At 61.8% G+C, this 16,385-nt stretch carries 17 protein-coding genes; 5 read left to right on the top strand and 12 right to left on the bottom strand.

The window, feature by feature from the left end:
• The first annotated feature begins 134 nt into the window (after window positions 1-134).
• Together E0486_RS11660 and E0486_RS11665 are read left to right on the top strand one after the other, a co-directional pair.
• A complete protein-coding gene (locus tag E0486_RS11660) occupies window positions 135-1,199 on the top strand; it encodes an adenylate/guanylate cyclase domain-containing protein (protein ID WP_131852359.1) in 1,065 nt (354 codons plus the stop codon).
• 165 nt (window positions 1,200-1,364) lie between these two features.
• On the top strand, window positions 1,365-2,429 hold the full coding sequence (locus E0486_RS11665; RefSeq protein ID WP_131852360.1) for a 3-oxoacyl-ACP synthase III family protein: 1,065 nt from the start codon (window positions 1,365-1,367) through the stop codon (window positions 2,427-2,429).
• Here E0486_RS11665 and E0486_RS11670 read toward each other — a convergent pair.
• From E0486_RS11670 to E0486_RS11705, 8 genes are all read right to left on the bottom strand, one after another.
• Window positions 2,401-2,604 carry a hypothetical protein gene (locus E0486_RS11670; protein WP_131852361.1) on the bottom strand — a complete coding sequence of 68 codons (204 nt, stop codon included), beginning with the start codon at window positions 2,602-2,604 and terminating at the stop codon, window positions 2,401-2,403. The two genes, E0486_RS11665 and E0486_RS11670, sit on opposite strands and share 29 nt — an antisense overlap.
• Window positions 2,605-2,949: 345 nt before the next feature.
• A complete protein-coding gene (locus E0486_RS11675; protein WP_131852362.1) occupies window positions 2,950-3,267 on the bottom strand; it encodes a DUF3303 family protein in 318 nt (105 codons plus the stop codon).
• A 177-nt stretch (window positions 3,268-3,444) separates the two neighbouring features.
• Complete coding sequence (locus tag E0486_RS11680; protein WP_131852405.1) at window positions 3,445-5,934, bottom strand: multicopper oxidase domain-containing protein; 2,490 nt, start codon at window positions 5,932-5,934, stop codon at window positions 3,445-3,447.
• 26 nt (window positions 5,935-5,960) lie between these two features.
• Window positions 5,961-6,425, bottom strand: coding sequence for a DUF3347 domain-containing protein (locus E0486_RS11685; protein WP_131852363.1), 465 nt, complete (start codon window positions 6,423-6,425; stop codon window positions 5,961-5,963).
• A gap of 37 nt (window positions 6,426-6,462) precedes the next feature.
• The gene (locus E0486_RS11690; RefSeq protein ID WP_131852364.1) at window positions 6,463-6,675 is read right to left on the bottom strand and encodes a heavy-metal-associated domain-containing protein; all 213 of its coding nucleotides are present in this window, start codon (window positions 6,673-6,675) and stop codon (window positions 6,463-6,465) included.
• An 80-nt stretch (window positions 6,676-6,755) separates the two neighbouring features.
• Entirely contained in the window at window positions 6,756-9,170 is a 2,415-nt protein-coding gene (locus E0486_RS11695) for a heavy metal translocating P-type ATPase (protein WP_131852365.1), read from the bottom strand.
• A 73-nt stretch (window positions 9,171-9,243) separates the two neighbouring features.
• Complete coding sequence (locus tag E0486_RS11700) at window positions 9,244-9,807, bottom strand: helix-turn-helix domain-containing protein (RefSeq protein WP_131852366.1); 564 nt, start codon at window positions 9,805-9,807, stop codon at window positions 9,244-9,246.
• A gap of 33 nt (window positions 9,808-9,840) precedes the next feature.
• The gene (locus E0486_RS11705) at window positions 9,841-12,351 is read right to left on the bottom strand and encodes a heavy metal translocating P-type ATPase (RefSeq protein ID WP_131852367.1); all 2,511 of its coding nucleotides are present in this window, start codon (window positions 12,349-12,351) and stop codon (window positions 9,841-9,843) included.
• Between the two features lie 133 nt (window positions 12,352-12,484).
• Here E0486_RS11705 and E0486_RS11710 point away from each other — a divergent pair, with 133 nt between their 5' ends.
• Window positions 12,485-12,856, top strand: coding sequence for a four-helix bundle copper-binding protein (locus tag E0486_RS11710; RefSeq protein ID WP_131852368.1), 372 nt, complete (start codon window positions 12,485-12,487; stop codon window positions 12,854-12,856).
• A gap of 36 nt (window positions 12,857-12,892) precedes the next feature.
• Here the strand turns inward: E0486_RS11710 and E0486_RS11715 are convergent, their stop codons facing one another.
• From E0486_RS11715 to E0486_RS18890, 4 genes are all read right to left on the bottom strand, one after another.
• A complete protein-coding gene (locus E0486_RS11715) occupies window positions 12,893-13,072 on the bottom strand; it encodes a GreA/GreB family elongation factor (RefSeq protein WP_131852369.1) in 180 nt (59 codons plus the stop codon).
• Window positions 13,073-13,090: 18 nt separating this feature from the next.
• On the bottom strand, window positions 13,091-13,291 hold the full coding sequence (locus tag E0486_RS11720; protein ID WP_131852370.1) for a hypothetical protein: 201 nt from the start codon (window positions 13,289-13,291) through the stop codon (window positions 13,091-13,093).
• 6 nt (window positions 13,292-13,297) lie between these two features.
• Window positions 13,298-14,863, bottom strand: coding sequence for an FMN-binding glutamate synthase family protein (locus E0486_RS11725; RefSeq protein WP_131852371.1), 1,566 nt, complete (start codon window positions 14,861-14,863; stop codon window positions 13,298-13,300).
• Between the two features lie 201 nt (window positions 14,864-15,064).
• Window positions 15,065-15,223, bottom strand: coding sequence for a hypothetical protein (locus E0486_RS18890; protein ID WP_165917304.1), 159 nt, complete (start codon window positions 15,221-15,223; stop codon window positions 15,065-15,067).
• A gap of 361 nt (window positions 15,224-15,584) precedes the next feature.
• Between E0486_RS18890 and E0486_RS11730 the strand changes: the two genes are divergently transcribed.
• Both E0486_RS11730 and E0486_RS11735 read left to right on the top strand, forming a co-directional pair.
• Entirely contained in the window at window positions 15,585-15,767 is a 183-nt protein-coding gene (locus E0486_RS11730) for a hypothetical protein (protein ID WP_131852372.1), read from the top strand.
• Window positions 15,768-15,851: 84 nt separating this feature from the next.
• Window positions 15,852-16,280, top strand: coding sequence for a hypothetical protein (locus E0486_RS11735; protein WP_131852373.1), 429 nt, complete (start codon window positions 15,852-15,854; stop codon window positions 16,278-16,280).
• The last annotated feature ends 105 nt before the right edge of the window (window positions 16,281-16,385 follow it).

Raw genomic sequence — 16,385 nt, forward strand, 5'->3', positions numbered from 1 at the left:
GTAAATGAGTACAGGAATACATGATTACATGAGGTAAGAAATCAACCCGCTCCCCCCTCATGTAATCATGTACTCATTTGATCATGTAATCGCCCCTCCTTGGCTTTGCACAGCTTTTGCATGGGCAGCCCCATATGCCCCGTCGCCTCTTGTACCTGCACCTGCGTTCGCTGGTCCTCATCTCGCTGATCTGGATCATTTTCGGCGTGGTCTTTTTCGAAAACCTCATCCGTAACTGCAACGACCTCGGCGTGCGGGTGGAGCTGTACCAGTTTTCGATCGCCTTCGGCCTTATCGGGGCCATCATCTCGGCCGTGATCATCTTTTACCTGAAGCCCGCCTTCAGCCACCACCCCGTGTGGCGGGCCTCGCTGTATAAGCTCCTCATTACGCTCGTGCTGTTCTTCTTCATCGCCTTCCTCCTGCTCTTTCTCTACTACCTCTTCCTGTACAAAAAAAGCTTTCACTTCGGCCACTTTCTCGACTCCTTTTTCACCAAGATCATGCTTACGCGCACCTTCACCATCTTCATGGTGGACATGGCGCTGATGACCGTGGTGTCGATCGCCATCCTGGAGGTGAAGGACAAATACGGCCCCGGCATGTTCTGGGCCATGATCTCGGGCGAGTACAACCAGCCCGTGGTGGAGAACCGCATCTTCATCTTCCTCGATATCAACGAGGCCACCTCCATCGCCGAAACCCTCGGCCACGAGCGCTATTTCCGGATGCTGCGCCGGTTCTTCGCCGACATCACGATGCCCGTGCTGGCCTCCGAAGGCGAGATCTACCAGTACGTGGGCGACGAGGTAGTGCTGAGCTGGCCCAACACCCCCGAGAACAAGCTCCAGGCCCTCCGGTTTCTCCGCTATGCCTACTTCCTCATGGAGCGCAAGGCGGCCGAATACGAGAAGCGCTTCGGCTACATCCCGCGCTTCAAGGCGGGCGTGCACGCCGGCGAGGTAACGGCCGGCTTCGTGGGGGTCGTGAAAAAAGAGCTGCTGTACACCGGCGATACGGTCAACACCACGGCCCGCATCCGCGGCATCTGCCACGATGTCAACGAGAGCTTCGTGCTCTCCGGCGCCTTCATGAGCGAGTTCGACAAGCCCCACGGCTACCGCATCAAGGCCATCGGCCGTATCGAGCTGAAGGGCAAGGTGGAGTGGGTGAAGCTCTATTCGATGCGTTTTGAGTAAGCCGCCCGCACCCCCCCGTTTTTCTGTCGTCCCGCGCCTCCCATATCTTTGCACTGCAGTTTTTTGAATAAGTCCAATCTTGAATATCTTTAGCCGAACTTGAAAAGCATTCAGGTAGCCCTCTCACGGGCTTCCGGTTGATACGGGCACAAAGAGGAAAGCATTATGAAACGAACGGTGATCACGGGCAGCGGAAGCTTTATCCCCGAGGAAACAAAAAGCAACCAGGACTTCCTGGCGCAACCCTTTTATGGTGCCGACGGCCGCCGCCTCCCCACCGAGCCGGCGGTGCTTATTGAAAAGTTCCGGGCCATCACCGGCATCAGCGAGCGGCGCTATGCCGACACCGGCGATGTCACCTCCACCCTCGCCGCCGCGGCCGGCGCCCGCGCCCTCGAACGCAGCGGCATCGACCCCGAGGAGCTCGACCTGCTCATCGTGGCCCACAACTTCGGCGACGTATTACCCGGCGGGCTGCAGTGCGATACCGTGCCGGCCCTCGCCAGCCGCGTTAAGAACACCCTTGGCATCCGCAACCCGCGCTGCATCGCCTTCGACACCCTCTTCGGCTGCCCCGGCTGGCTGATGGGCGTCATCCAGGCCGACGCCTTCTTCAAGGCCGGCATGGCGCGCAAGGCCCTCGTGATCGGCGCCGAAACCCTCTCGCGCGTGGTGGAATCCTTCGACCGCGACAGCATGCTGTTCAGCGACGGCGCCGGCGCCGCCGTACTCGAATTCCGCGACACCGATGGCGGCATCCTGCACAGCAGCTGCCTGAGCCACTGCACCGACGAAGTGGCCTACCTCAAAATGGACCGCCCCTTCCGCGAGCTACCCGACGGCGACCAGCGCTTTATGAAAATGAACGGCCGCAAGGTGTATGAATATGCCCTCACGCACGTGCCTTCGGCGATGAAGGAATGCCTGGACGGCAGCGGCCACAGCCTCGGCGACCTCAAAAAGATCTTTATCCACCAGGCCAACCAGAAGATGGTCGAGGCCATTGTGCAGGCCTTTTACAAGCTCTATGGGCAGGAGGCGCCGGCCGACATCATGCCGATGTGCGTGCACCGCCTCGGCAATTCCTCCGTGGCCACCATCCCCACCCTCTTCGACCTCGTTACGAGGGGCCAGCAGCCCGGCCACCAACTCGAAAGCGGCGACCTCGTGCTGTTTGCCTCCGTGGGCGCGGGCATGAACATCAACGCGGTTTGTTATCGCTGCGATTGACCGGAGCGTGCCGGAACAGCCAGCCGAAACCGACACTGAATACGAGGTACAGCCCGGCCAGGACCCAGACGGCGCGCGGCAGATCGGGGTGCTTCGGCAGGCCTTTGAGCAGCGCCAGGCCTCCCACCAGGAAGTGCGCGAAATTGCCGATCGCAATGGCGCACAGGCTTTGCATTCCTCACACCGGTGCGTTGCCCGCCCTTTGTAAAGAATTCCCTTCCGCACGCGTGCGGAGGCTTCCCCCTTCGAATGTTTGCCTTCCGCACTGGTGCCGCGCGCCCCATTTTCACCGGGCCGAATAAAATCCGCCCGGGCACGTAGTGGCGCTACGCGCCACCCGGGCGTGCGGCGCCTATCAACCCGGGTTGAACCCCCGGGCTGACACATACCGCCGCTATGCGGCGGCGGCAGAAGACGCACCGTATGCGTCTTTCCGGCAGCGCCCTTTACGGGCGGATAACCAACAGCAAGGCGCAAAAAAAGCCGCGCCCCGGGCGCGGCAACAATCCGTTGTGCTCACCTACCCCATCGCCGGTTGCCGGCGTGCGCTGTAGGCGGCCTTCAGGCCCTTTTGCAGGTCGTCGCGGTTCATGACCGGGCAGAATTCCACCTGCGCCTGCAGGCGGGTAAAGAGCGGCTCGGTGATGGACGGGATGTCTGATGGATCTTTCAGGTCGAAGACCATAAAGCAGGCGCGGTTGCCGTGCTCGGGATAGAAGTAGGTGCATTCGGGCTTGAGGCGATCAATGGTTTCCTCGATGATGGTTTGCAGCGAACCGTCGGCGATGGCGGCATTGCCGGCGGCCATGTCCATAGTGACCTTGAGAAGCGTGCGCATAGGTATCGTTTTAAGATGAAGAAATACAGGCACGGGTATTCAGAGAGGTCTAAGCTATGTTCAACAAACCGGGAAAAGCGATTCCTAAAGGTAAAACGAAAAGCGCCGCTGGTGCGGCGCTGAGCTGGAAAATAAAACCGGTGTTGCCGCATCCATTCGCGGTCCGGCAAGCTCCCGTTAATAGGTCAGCGTTACGCCGGCGCCGGGGCCCATATCGCTGTCGTAGTGGGTGGACAAAGCGAGCCATTTGCGCAGCACATAGCGGAAGCCCAGCATGTATTCCTTGTCGCTGTTGCCCATCAGGTTGAAGCGCAGGCGCGGCGTGATGGGGATGTCTTCGCGGCTCAACTGGAAGCGAAACTTGCCCTTGCCGTCCACCCGGGCATCGGCCAGCACCAGGAAGGGCGCCAGGTACTGCACACCCACCGTAAAGGTGCTGCGGTTGGCCTTGTTGCTTTGCTGGCCAAACAGGTTCCGCTCCTCCGCCGCCGCTTCTTTCGGCGAATCGTAACGCTTGTGGTGGTAGTCGTAGCCGATGTAGGGAAACCACCACTGGTTCGCCCCCAGGTAGCGGCCGAAAGCCAGCTCGGTCTCATAGCCGTGGTGCGGCTGTGTGCCGATGTGCCAGGTGCCCTGCAGCGCGTAGCGGTTGGAGGAAAGCATCGCCTCGCCGTCGCTGCCGTTGCTTTCGATACCTGCGCGGGCCATGAGGTGCAGCATGTTGTTGTCGTGGCGAAACATACGCGCCGCCATCGCGCTGTCGGGCAGATCGGGGTTGGGCGCGCGCTCCGAGTTTTCAAACACGCGGCCCATGCCGGCCATCATATGAAACAGGATGTGGCAGTGAAAGAACCAGCTGCCTTCCTGGTTAGCCGCGAATTCGATCGTGTCGGTCTCCATCGGCAGGATGTCGATCACGTTCTTGAGCGGCGCGTAGTCGCCTTGCCCGTTGAGCACGCGGAAGTCGTGGCCGTGCAGGTGCATCGGGTGCCGCATCATCGAGTTGTTGGTCAGGATGAGACGCACCTTTTCCCCTTTTTGTACCAGGATGCGGTCGGCTTCGTTCACGGTCTTGTTGTCAAGCGTCCACAGGTAGCGGTTCATGTTGCCGGTCAGCTGAAAGTGGAGCGTCTTCGTGGGTCCGCCGGCCAGCGCGGTGGCCTGCGGCGCGCGCAGCATCCCGTAGTTGAGGGTCAGCAGTTCGGGGTTGTAGGTAGGATGTGCCGTATCGGCCAGCTCGGGATACATCACCGAGTTCATATCCATCTGCTGCAGGCTCATCTTCATCCCCATATCGTTCATGCTGCCGTCGGTATTCATCATATCGTTCATCATCTTCATCCCGGCGAAATACTGCAGCCGGCCGAGGCGCGGCGCGGGATGCTGCGTGCCGGTGCCGAGCCACATCGAGGACGCGCCGGTGCGGTCTTCGGCCGTGGCGCGCAGCTCGTAGCTGCCGGCGGCGGGAAGCAGCACGCGCAGGTCGTAGGTTTCCGCGGGCGCAATGAGGAGGCGGTCTACGGGCACGGGTGCCACGTCGTTGCCGTCGTTGCCCACCACCTCGATCTTACCCCCGGCCCACTGGAGCCAGAAGTAGGTAGAGGCGCCGCCGTTGACCACGTGCACCGTCACCGTATCGCCCGCGTGGAACGGGCCCGCGCTTGCTTCGGGCTGCCCGTTTGCCAGGAAGCGCTCGTAATAATCGTCGCTCACATCCATCGCCTTCATGCGCTTCCATTCATTCGTCAGCTTGGTCCGGAAGTGTCCCGCGCGGATCGCTTCCGAATAGCTTTGCGTGCTCCGCTTTTGGATCGAATACCAATCGTTGCCGCTGCGCAGGCGGCGCTGCGTCTGCACCGGGGCCTCATCCGCCCACTCGCTCAGCACGAGGTTCACGTGCTTGCTACCCATCGACACGGCACTTGCCGCCACCGCGGTTTCTCCGCGCTTCAGAAACTGCAGCATGCCGTACATCCCCTGCTGCTCCTGCAGCGCCGTATGCGAATGATACCAGTAGGTGCCGTTCTGTACGACGCGGAATTTATAGAGATGCGATTCACCCGGTCCGATCCGCTTCGTGGTGAGGTAGGGTACGCCGTCGAAGCGGTTGGGGAGGATCACGCCGTGCCAGTGCAGCGAGGTCGCTTCCTTTTGCAGGTTGTTGTGCACCCAAATCTCCGCGGTATCACCTTCGGTAAAGACGAGCGTCGGCGCGGGCAACTGCCCGTTGACGGCATAGGCGTGCCGTCGCTTCCCGGTAAAGTTTACCACGGTGTCGGTCACATAGAGATGGTACACGACCGTCTTGCCCGGCGCGAGGTTGACGGACTCGGGCCGGTACACAGCGGCCGCGGTACCGGGTGTGGCGGGCGGCGCTGTAACGTGCGGCAGCTCCATGCCCGGTGCTGCTTGCTGCACTTCGGGCGATACGGGTTCTTTTTCCGGGGCCTTCGGTTCGGCCGCCGGCCGCGGCTTGCGGGCCGGGGCTTTGGGCGCCGCCACACGCACCGTTCGTTTGAGCAGCGGCATCCCGCACTTGGGGCAGTTGCCCGGGCGGTCGCGCTGCACTTCGGGGTGCATCGGGCATTGGTAGAACACCCGGGTACTTTGCGCTTCGGCGCCTACTGCCAGGAACATAGCGAACAGGATCGCCAGCCAATACTTCATCACGTGCTTTCTGTTTAGGAGGGTCTTTATGGAATGGTGGACTGCACCTGTCCGCAGGTGAGCATCGCGTTGCCGTAGTAAGGATTGCGGATGGCCTTGCCGGCGCTGAGCCAGAAGGCTCTTTTCATCGGGCAGTAGTCGACATACAGCGGCGCGTCGGACAGCTTCAGCGATTGCGCTACGGCCACCATGTTTTTCGACAGGTTGGCGAACACACTGCGTTGCGCTTCCAGGCTTTTGGCGGCGCTGATCCGGGCGGCGTCGCCTGCCAGGATGCGGATATTGTCTTCAGAGATCAGCTTGTAATCGATCGTGTTGGCCACGCGCACAAAGCTGTCGGCAGCAGCGCCCGCGTGGGCGGCGTCGCCGGCCAGCAGGGCGTCTTTTACCTGCAGGTACGTGGCGAGCAGCTTTCCGGGAGCGGGATCTGCCTGGGCTTCGGCGGCGCCCGCAAACAGGAGCGCGAGGAGTAGCGGGAAAATACGTTTCATGGGATTGTTTTTTCGGGTGGACGAATGGAGGCAGGAATTATTGCGCCAGGGTTGTAGCGGTGAAGCCGGCCTTCTGAACGATACGGCATACGGTGTCGGCGTCCAGGCCTTCCGCTTCAACGGTCAGCACTTTATCGGGACTTTGTGTATCGACCTTCCAGCTCCGGATGCCTTCGGCTTCGTTGAGGCGCGGCGTTACCGCCGCCACGCAACCGCCGCAATTGATGTTTGTCTTGAATTGCAGTTTCATTACTTGATGTTTGCTGCAAAGCTCCCCCCTTCGGGCGCCCTGCCTGTTATACTTAGCGGGTTCAATTGTTCACTTAAATGTCAGATCCGGGCCCACTTGAGCCGGAGACTGTTGGCCACCACGCTCACGCTGCTCAGCGCCATGGCCGCCCCGGCGATCATCGGGTTGAGCAGGAAGCCGTTGACGGGATAAAGCAGCCCCGCCGCGATGGGGATGCCGACCAGGTTGTAGATAAAGGCCCAGAACAGGTTCTGGCGGATCGTGCGTACGGTCAGCCGCGACAGGCGCAGGGCCGTAGGAATACGGTCGAGGCCCGAGCCGATGAGGGTCATCCCGGCCACGTCCATGGCAATGTCGCTGCCTTTACCCATGGCGATGCTGACGTCGGCCTGCGCCAGGGCCTGGCTGTCGTTGATGCCGTCGCCCACCATGGCTACCACCTTTCCCTGCCGCTGCAGCTCCTGCACAAAGTCGGCCTTATCCTGCGGCAAGGCTTCCGCCCGGAAATGCCCGATGCCCACCTGCCGGGCAACGGCGGCCGCGGTTTGCGGGTTGTCGCCGGTAAACAGATACACATCGATGCCCAGGCTCCTGAGCCGGCTCACGGCGGCAGCGGAGCCGTCCTTAATGCTGTCGGCGATCGCAAAGGCCGCGAGCACTTCCCCTTCCGAGGCGAAGTACACCACGGTACGCGCTTCGCCCCGTTGCGCCGAGCTCCAGCTGACTACCGATGCCGGCAGGGTGACACCCTTTTCAGCAAGCAGCTTCTCCGTTCCTGCATAATAATGCTGGCCTTCGTAGACGCCCCCGACGCCGGCCCCGGTGATGGAAGTTACCTGCCCGATGATCAGGGGCTGCGCAGCTCCCTGCAGGCTCCGGGTGATGGCTTCGGCGAGCGGGTGCTCTGAGGCGCGCTCCAGCGCATACAGCAGCGACCGCAGGCCGGGACGGTCGTTGAGCCACAGGCTGTCCACCACGTCGGGTCGGCCGGCGGTGATGGTGCCGGTCTTATCGAGCACGATGGCGTTCACTTTGTGCGCGGTTTCGAGGGCCTCGGCATCCTTGATAAGAATTCCCTGCCCCGCGCCCCTTCCCACCCCCACCATGATGGCCGTAGGTGTTGCAAGGCCGAGGGCGCAGGGACAGGCGATCACCAGCACGGTAACGAGTGCCAGCAGGCCCTGCGAAAGACCATTGGCGCCGCCCAGCAGCCACCAGGCGGCAAAGGAAAGCAGGGCGATGCCGATGACCACGGGCACGAAAATGCCGGCGATGCGATCGACCAGTTTTTGCACCGGCGCACGGGAGCCCTGCGCGTCCTGCACGGCCCGGATGATTCCCGCCAGCAGTGTGTCGGCGCCCACCTTCTCCGCCCGGAACTGGAAGCTTCCCTTTTGGTTGATTGTCCCGCCAAAGACTTTTTCGCCCGTGCTTTTTGCCACAGGAACCGGTTCGCCGGAGATCATGCTTTCGTCCACGTACGAGGCGCCGGAAGTAACGGTGCCGTCAACGGCGACCTTCTCGCCCGGCTTCACCAGGAGCGTATCTCCGGTCGCCACTTTCTCGAGCGGCAGCTCCATCATATGCCCCCCATCGTGAACTACGGTAACGGTCTTGGGTTGCAGGCCCATCAGCTTCTTGATCGCCGACGACGTGGACGCCTTGGCTCCTTCCTCGAGCAGCTTGCCCAGCAGGATAAAGGCAATCACCACGGCAGCCGCTTCGAAGTACACGTGCGCGTGGAGCCCGCGCCGGTGCCAGAACTCCGGGAACAGCGTGTTGAATACGCTGAATGCATACGCGATACCGGTGCTGAGCGCCACGAGCGTGTCCATGTTGGCCGAGCGGTGCCGCGCCTGCTTCCATGCGTTGACGAAAAACTGCCGGCCGAACACGAGCAGCACCGGCGTTGCCAGCGCCCACATGAGGTAATTGGCGTAGGGAATATGCATGAAGAACATGCCGATGACCACGAGCGGCACCGACAATACCACCGACCAAACGGTTCGCCTGCGCAGCGAACGGAGCTTGTCGCGGTGCAGGTCGTCCAGGGCCTCCCGGGCTTCTTTGGAATCTTCGGTCACGAGGTCATAACCGATGGACTGCACGCTGCGCTTCAGCTGTTCGGGCGTGACGACCGTCGGCACATATTCGACTTTCACGGAAGCATTGGCAAAGTTGACGGTAGCGTCCACGACACCCGTCTGCGCCCGGATCATCGATTCGGTGCTGGCGGCACAAGAGGCGCAGCTCATGCCGGTAACGGGAAAAGTTTGCTTCACCGTTTCCACGTCGTAGCCGAGGTCGCGGATGGCGGCCACCGCGCCGGCCACGGCTTCTTCGCCGTCGGCGGTAATGACGGCCTTGTGGTTGTTGAGTTCCACGTGGTGCGCGCGGATGCCGGGCACAGTGGACAGTCCTTTGTCTACGATCAGCGCGCAGTGCTCGCTGTCCACGCCGGCGAGGGGAAGTTCGATCTCATTGATTGTTGCCATAACGATACAAAGGTTGCCCCGGGCGGGCGCTTCCCTGTTACATCCGGATGGCGAACTTGTATACTTTATTGGTTCAAACGAGGTCGTCGAGCGACTTGCGGAGGGGCGCGCCACGTTGTTTGAACTGGCTGGGCGTCATGCCGGTGATCTTCTTGAACTGGCTGGACAGGTGCTGCGTGCTGCTGTACCCGAGCTTCCAGGCGATCTCGCCCAGGCTGTACTCGCCGTACACGAGCCACTCCTTGGCCTTCTCGATCTTTTGGAGAATAAAATATTGCTCGAGGGTGATTCCTTCCACCTCCGAAAAGAGGCGGCTCAGGTTCGAGTAGTCTTTGTACACGGCGCCCGCGAGGTATTTCGATATGCTGAAGTGCTCTTCGATGGCGCCGGACTGTGCCTGCTCCAGGAGCAGCGTTTTCAGCCGCTCGATGAGCGCTTTTTTCTGGTCGTCGAGCAGCTCGAAGCCGGCGCCGGCGAGGGCTTCGGAAAAGTGCCGGAGCGTTTGCGGTGCCGGCGCTGCAGCCAGCTCCACCTCGCCGAGGCGGATGGCCTTTGCCTCCATGCCGTGCTCGGCAAGGAGCGCTTCCACGGAGCGGATGCAGCGCGGGCAAACCATGTTTTTGATCAGGAGCTTCACACGGCAAAGGTACCGCGAAAACGAGCGGCGCCCCTACCGCTTGTAGGCCAGCAGCCGCAGGGCGTTGAACACTACCAGCACTGTAGAGCCCTCGTGGCCGACTACCGCGGGGCCGATGTGGGCCAGGCCCGAGATGGTCAGCGGCACCAACACGGCCACCATGCCGAGGCTGATGACCAGGTTTTGCCGGATGATGGCGTGCGCCTTGCGGCTCAGCCCGATGGCGAAAGGCAGGTTGGTGAGCTTGTCGGCCATCAGCGCCAGGTCGGCGGTTTCCAGCGCCACGTCGGAGCCGGCGGCGCCCATGGCGATCCCGACGGTGCTCTTGGCCATTGCCGGCGCGTCGTTTACGCCATCGCCGACCATGGCCACCTTGCCTTCTTCCTTACGCAGGCGCTCGATGGCCTGCACTTTCTGTTCGGGCAACAGGTTGCCCAACGCTTCGGTGATGCCGATGGGCCCGGCAATGGCCTCTGCCACTTTCTGGTTGTCGCCGGTGAGCATGATCATTTTGCGGATGCCCACCTTGCGCAGGGCCGCCAGGGCTTCGGGCGCCTCGGCCCGGGCCGTGTCCATCAGCGTGATGATGCCGATGAGCGTACCGTTCTCCTGCACCAGCATGGTGGTATGCCCCTGCCCTTCGAGGGCTTCCACCTGCGTCCGCACTTCATCCGGCACGGCGTGGCCGGATTCCTCAAAAAGCTGCTTGTTGCCTACGAGCACCTCGGCGCCGTTGCGCACGGCTTTGATGCCGCGGCCCTGCACCGCTTCCACGTTGGAGGCCGGCGGCACTTCGCGCCCCAGCTTTTCGGTGCCGCCCTTCACGATGGCCGCCGCCAGCGGGTGGTCGCTCAGCTTCTCCACGGCAATGACCGTCTCCAGTAATTGCTCCTCGCTCATGCCGCCGAGCGGGTGGGCACCCGTCAGTTTGGGCTTGCCCTCGGTAAGCGTGCCGGTCTTGTCGAACGCGATAGCCGTGAGCGCACCCAGCTCCTCGAGCGGACGGCCGCCTTTTACGAGCACGCCGCCGCGGGCGGCGCGGGCCACGCCGCTCAGCAAGGCGCTCGGCGTGGAGATGGCCAGCGCGCAGGGGCTCGCCGCCACCAGCACCGCCATGGCCCGGTAAAAACTGCTGCTGAAAGGCTCGTCAATCACGAGGAAGGCGAAGTGCAGCAACAGAACAAGAATCAGCACCGCGGGCACGTAATAGCGCTCCAGTTTATCGGCGAGATGCTGCGTCGGCGACTTCTGCGTCTGCGCCTCGTTCACCAGCTTCACCAGCCGCGCGATGGTGCTGTCGGCGGCCACGCGGGTAACCATCACTTCGAGGTTCTCGCCGCCGTTGATGGAGCCGGCAAATACGCGGTATTTCGCGTCGAGGCTGTCGACCTTGGACAGGTCGGCGGGAATATCTGCAAGCGGCTCCTTGTCTACCGGGATGCTCTCACCCGTGATGGGCGCCTGGTTCACGCTGCTGTTGCCCTGCACCACGAGGCCGTCGGCGGCGATCTTGGAGTTGGGGCGCACCACGATGACGTCGCCCGTTTTCAATTCACCGATACCCACCTCACGGATATCCGCCCCCGCTTTGAGAAGGGCGGTTTTCGGGGCCAGGTCGGTGAGGGCCGCGATGGACTTGCGTGCTTTTTCCAGCGCATAGTGCTCGAGCGAGTGGCCGATGCTGAACAGGAACAGCAACAGCGCGCCCTCGGCCCAGTGGCCGAGAAAAGCAGCGCCCACGGCCGCTACAATCATCAGGAAGTCGATCTCGAAGGCACCCTTGCTGATGCCGGCCACGGCCTCCTTCGTTGCATAAAAACCACCGAAGAAATACGCCCCGACATAGCAGCCGATGGAAACATACGGCGACAGTCCGTGAACAAAGGACAGTGCGAAGCCGATGCCCAGCAGGGCGCCGCAGATGATGGCGAAGATCAGCTCCGTGCGCTCGCCGAACACGCCGCCAGGCGCGTGATCATGGTCGTGCGCAGGAGGCTTTCCCGGGTGTGCATAGCCGTCACCGGCAGGTTCATGGTCATGATCGTGCGGAACTCCCGGCGCTGGTGCAGGGGCTGCCCCGTGGCGGTGAAAGTCTTCGACCTTGCGGATGCGGAGGCCGGATTTCTGTACGGCCTTCAGGAGGGCTTCTTCCGATACGGTTCCCTTGTTGTATTCCAGTTCGAGGAAGCCCGTGCCCGATACCGATACCGTTTGCACACCGGTCTGCCGGCGCAACTCGGCTTCGATCAGCCGGGCGTGGCGGGGATGGCGCACGCCGCCCGTTTCGAGCAGCAGGTGCCCGTACTGCTCGGTCAGCTCCGCGCCGGCCCGCCGGGCCAGTTGTTCCACCTTGTTGATCGAGATCACCGTGGGGTCGTAATGGAAGCAGAGCTGCGCGCCGTGGTCTTCGCCGTGGGGCACTACATGCACCTTGTCGATACCCCTTTTGTAGGCGAGCATGCGGATGATGCGTTCTACGCATTCATCGCGTTCGTGCGCCACTTCGGGCAGCAGGATGTCGAGGTTGATTCTGGTCTTTTCCATACGGTCGTGTGCCTTTTCGGTGAGGGGTTTCCGGGGCAGGAGCTGCAAAAGCCGAGCCCGCTACATCCCTGCCGGGGTTGTACAAAGTTCCGATTGGGCCCGTTTTTGTAGCCAGGTTTTAAAACCCAGTTCTATGAATCATCAGAATCCTTCCCACCACCACTCCGGCCACCCGCATAGTGACCTGATCCGTACCTTGCTGGAATGTGCCCAGGCCTGCGAGCTATGTATGTCGGCCTGCCTTGAGGAAAGCGACGTCACGGCCATGGCGCATTGCATTGAGCTGGACCGTGACTGTGCAGCGCTGTGCTTCCTGGGCGCGCAGCTGCTGCTCCGCGATTCGGAGATCGCGCACCCGTTCCTGCGTGTGTGCGAGGAGGCCTGCCGGCTTTGCGCGGAGGAATGCAGCATGCACGACCACGACCATTGCAAGCGCTGCGCGGAAGCCTGCCGCCGTTGCGAGGAAGCCTGCCGCCAGGTACAGGGCGAGACCCAACCGCGGTAAGCCGAAGTGAAAGCTCGATTCACGCAGGGACCGCACTCAAAGGTCAGCTTCCTGCCATACCTCCACGATGACATAAGTGCGCAACCCGCCCGGCAGGTTGCAGCGTACCGTATCGCCCTTGCGGTAGCCGATCAGCGCCGTGGCAATCGGCGACACGAACGACACCCGGCGCCGGCTTACGTCGGCCTGGACGGGCGGCACCAGTGTGAGCCGGATGGGCTTGCGCCCCTCTTCCTAGATGATCACGGTGGAGTGGATTCGCACCACTTCGGGGGAAATCTCGTGCGGCTCTACCAGCACGGCCTTTTTCAGTTCCTCCTCGAGTTCGTCCCTTTCTTCAGGACAAGCCCCGTAGCGACCGCTGCCGAGGCGCAGTTGCGCGCGTATGAGGGCGTAGTCGTCCCGGGTCAGGGTAATCGTTTGTTGGGGTAGCATACCGGATCAGTTTAACGTGTTTTTGAATAAGGGTTTCCGTGTTTCGCCGTTCTTGTTGAAGTAGATCTCGCTGAAGTTTTTTACCTCCTGCTCACTGGTGCGTCGATAGAAGCGGGCGGCGTCCACATCGGCCACCCGGCGGAAGCCGCAGGCTTCCATCAGTTCGCGCGTGGCGGCGATGCTGTTGCGGTGAAAGTGGTAAATGCGCACGGCCTTGTCGGCGGGGTCGAGGCCCTTGTAGAGGGCGGGGTTCTGCGTGGCCACGCCCACGGGGCAGCGGCCGCTGTCGCATACCAGCGCCTGGATGCAGCCGAGGGCCATCATCATGCCCCGGGCGCTGTAGCACACCGAGGCCCCGAGCGCCATCGCCTTGAGCATATCGAAGCCGGTGATGATCTTGCCCGCAGCGATGACCGTGATGTGCTGGGCCAGGCCGTAGTGTGTCAGGGTCTGGTGCACGAAGGCCAGTGCCTCGTAAAGAGGCATGCCCAGGTGGTCGGTAAACTCCAGCGGTGCCGCGCCGGTGCCGCCTTCGCCGCCATCCACCACGATAAAATCGGGAATCAGCCCGCTGGCGGAGATGGCTTCGCAGATGTCTACGAACTCCTGCCGGGCGCCGATACAGAGCTTGAAGCCGACAGGTTTGCCGTCGCTCAACTCGCGGAGCAGTTGCAGGAATTCCACGAGGCCTTCGGCCGAATCGAACTCGGTGTGCCGCGCCGGTGAATGCACGGTGCTGCCGGCTTCCACGAGGCGGATGGCGGCGATCTCGGGCGTGTTCTTCGCAGCCGGCAGGATGCCGCCATGGCCTGGCTTGGCGCCCTGCGACAGCTTCAGCTCGATCATCTTCACCTGTGGTCGCAGCGCGTTCCTGCGAAAGGCCAGCGCGTTGAAGCGCCCGGTAGCATCGCGGCAGCCGAAGTACCCCGTACCGATCTGCCAGATGAGGTCCCCGCCCTTCAGGTGGTGGTCGCTGATGCCTCCTTCGCCCGTATTATGGGCAAAGCCGCCAAGCCGCGCACCTTCGTTCAGGGCCGCGATGGCGGTCTTGCTGAGCGCTCCGAAGCTCATGGCGCCGATGTTGTAAATGCTGGCACTGTAGGGTTGCAGGCACTGCGCGTTGCCTATGCGCACACGCAGGTCTTTTTCGGAGATGACCGCCGGGTACAGCGAGTGGGCGGCCCATTCGTAGCCCGGCGCCGAGGGGTTGGCCTGCATACCGAAGGCGACGGTTTGCCGCTGGTTCTTTGCCCGCTGGTACACCACCGAGCGCTGCCGCCGGTTGAAGGGCTTTCCATCGAGGTCCGACTCGAAAAAGTATTGCCGCAGCTCGGGCCGGATGGATTCGAGCAGGTAGCGCAGGTGGCCGAGCAAAGGATAGTTGCGCGTTACGGTATGGCGTTTTTGCAAGGCGTCGTACCCTGCGATAACGAGTAACGGAACAAAGAGCACCAACCACCCATAAGCGCCGGGATGGCCCAGGAGCGCCCGGGCCAGGAGCAGCGCTGAAACGGTGCTGAGCACCAACAAAATAAGGGTACGGGCCGAAGGCCGCAGGAGTTCTTTCCTCATGGGGAAGGATTTTAAATTGTGGGAATAAAAAAAGCGACGCGGAAATGCCAGGCTGCGCGGTACCGTTAGCCACCGCGGGCTGCGGGCTTCATGGCTCCTCCGATCCGTCCATCGCGAAAGGACGCATACACGGGACCGGTAGGCAGATAGGATCAGGAAAAAAGTAGAAGCCGGTTATAACGGCGGCAGGTGCCTGGCGCATCAGGCCGCCGGCTTAAAGATCTTAAAGCTGGAGATATAGTACAGGTCGGTACAAAAAGGACAAAACTCCGGGAACGACCAGGTATAGCAATCCTCGAGGTCGAGCACGAGACGTCGTACGGCAGGTGCGGTGGATTGATATGAAAAATTCGTGGCCACGGATACAAACTTAGTTGAAAACCCGGAACGGTTGGCCACGCAGCAGCGGTGCCCCTCCCCTTTCGGACCGTTGATGGGCGCGTCGGCCTTGATTTAACTTTTTGTAAACCAGAGAGCGGCGCCCCTATCGGTTCCCGGCTTAAGTTTGCAGCAATGGCAATGACCAGCCTCCATATAAAACCCGCAGTGATCGTTCCGGACCCCGTCTTGGACCTGAGCGACTGTTATACCTGGTCGTTCCCTGAATTCCTCCCCTTCTGCTCCGAGCTTTTCTACTACTCGAGCCTCAAGAGCTTTCGCGCTATCGCCTGAGCAACGCGCTCCCTTCTGCCCTCTCACATTTACTTACTAAAACAGCGTCATGCACCGAAACTCCAGGGAAGTTTCTGTGTCCGGCACGGTCACCCTAATGCTGGTCCTGGTCAACGGGACGATCCTGGCGGCGGGGCTTACCGACAACAGGGCCTGGTACAAGCTCTTGCTCTTCACCCTGCCCGCCCTGCTCATCGCCCTTATTGCCGGAAGCAGAATGCGTAGCCGCTGAATGCCGGCGCGCTCCCAAAAACAAAACAGGCGTTGCCCCCACCGCTATTGGCGGAACTGCAGCACCCACAAAAAACAAACAGACATGAACCCACTACTCACCCGGTTTCAGGAAGCGGCCCGCCGCCATGGGTTGGGCTGCCCCTGCCCCGAAATACTAAAAACCGGCGTCCTCGGACTGGATGCGCTCAAGCGCCGGCTGTTGTGGCTTTTCCAACCGGCAACGGGCGCGCCGCAGGAGCAGGTCATTGCCCTCGACGCCCTCAGCGCCTGCTCCATCAGGAAAGATTACAGCGGCATCCGTCCGGGATCGCTGCCGGCCCGACGGCTGGACGAATACCTGCTCCGCACCTACCTGCACCTCGAAGGAAGCACCGCGGCCGAAAGCGCCGAGATCCCTTTTTACGACAGCAAGTGGAACCTGTACCGCGACGCGGCACCGGCGGAGCGCACTGCCCGGCACTGGGCAGGCCTGATCGCGCCCCTGCTGGAACCGACGACCCGAAGGGCCTGAGGCGCCGGCAAAATAAAACGTAGTAGCAAGATGGTTGGTTTCTTCTTGATTACACGGCCAGTGCTTTGCCACGGGCACGGCCGAGTGTGTGTTGACGAGCCCCGG

It is taken from the genome of Flaviaesturariibacter aridisoli, assembly GCF_004343705.1.
Taxonomy (GTDB): domain Bacteria; phylum Bacteroidota; class Bacteroidia; order Chitinophagales; family Chitinophagaceae; genus Flavisolibacter; species Flavisolibacter aridisoli.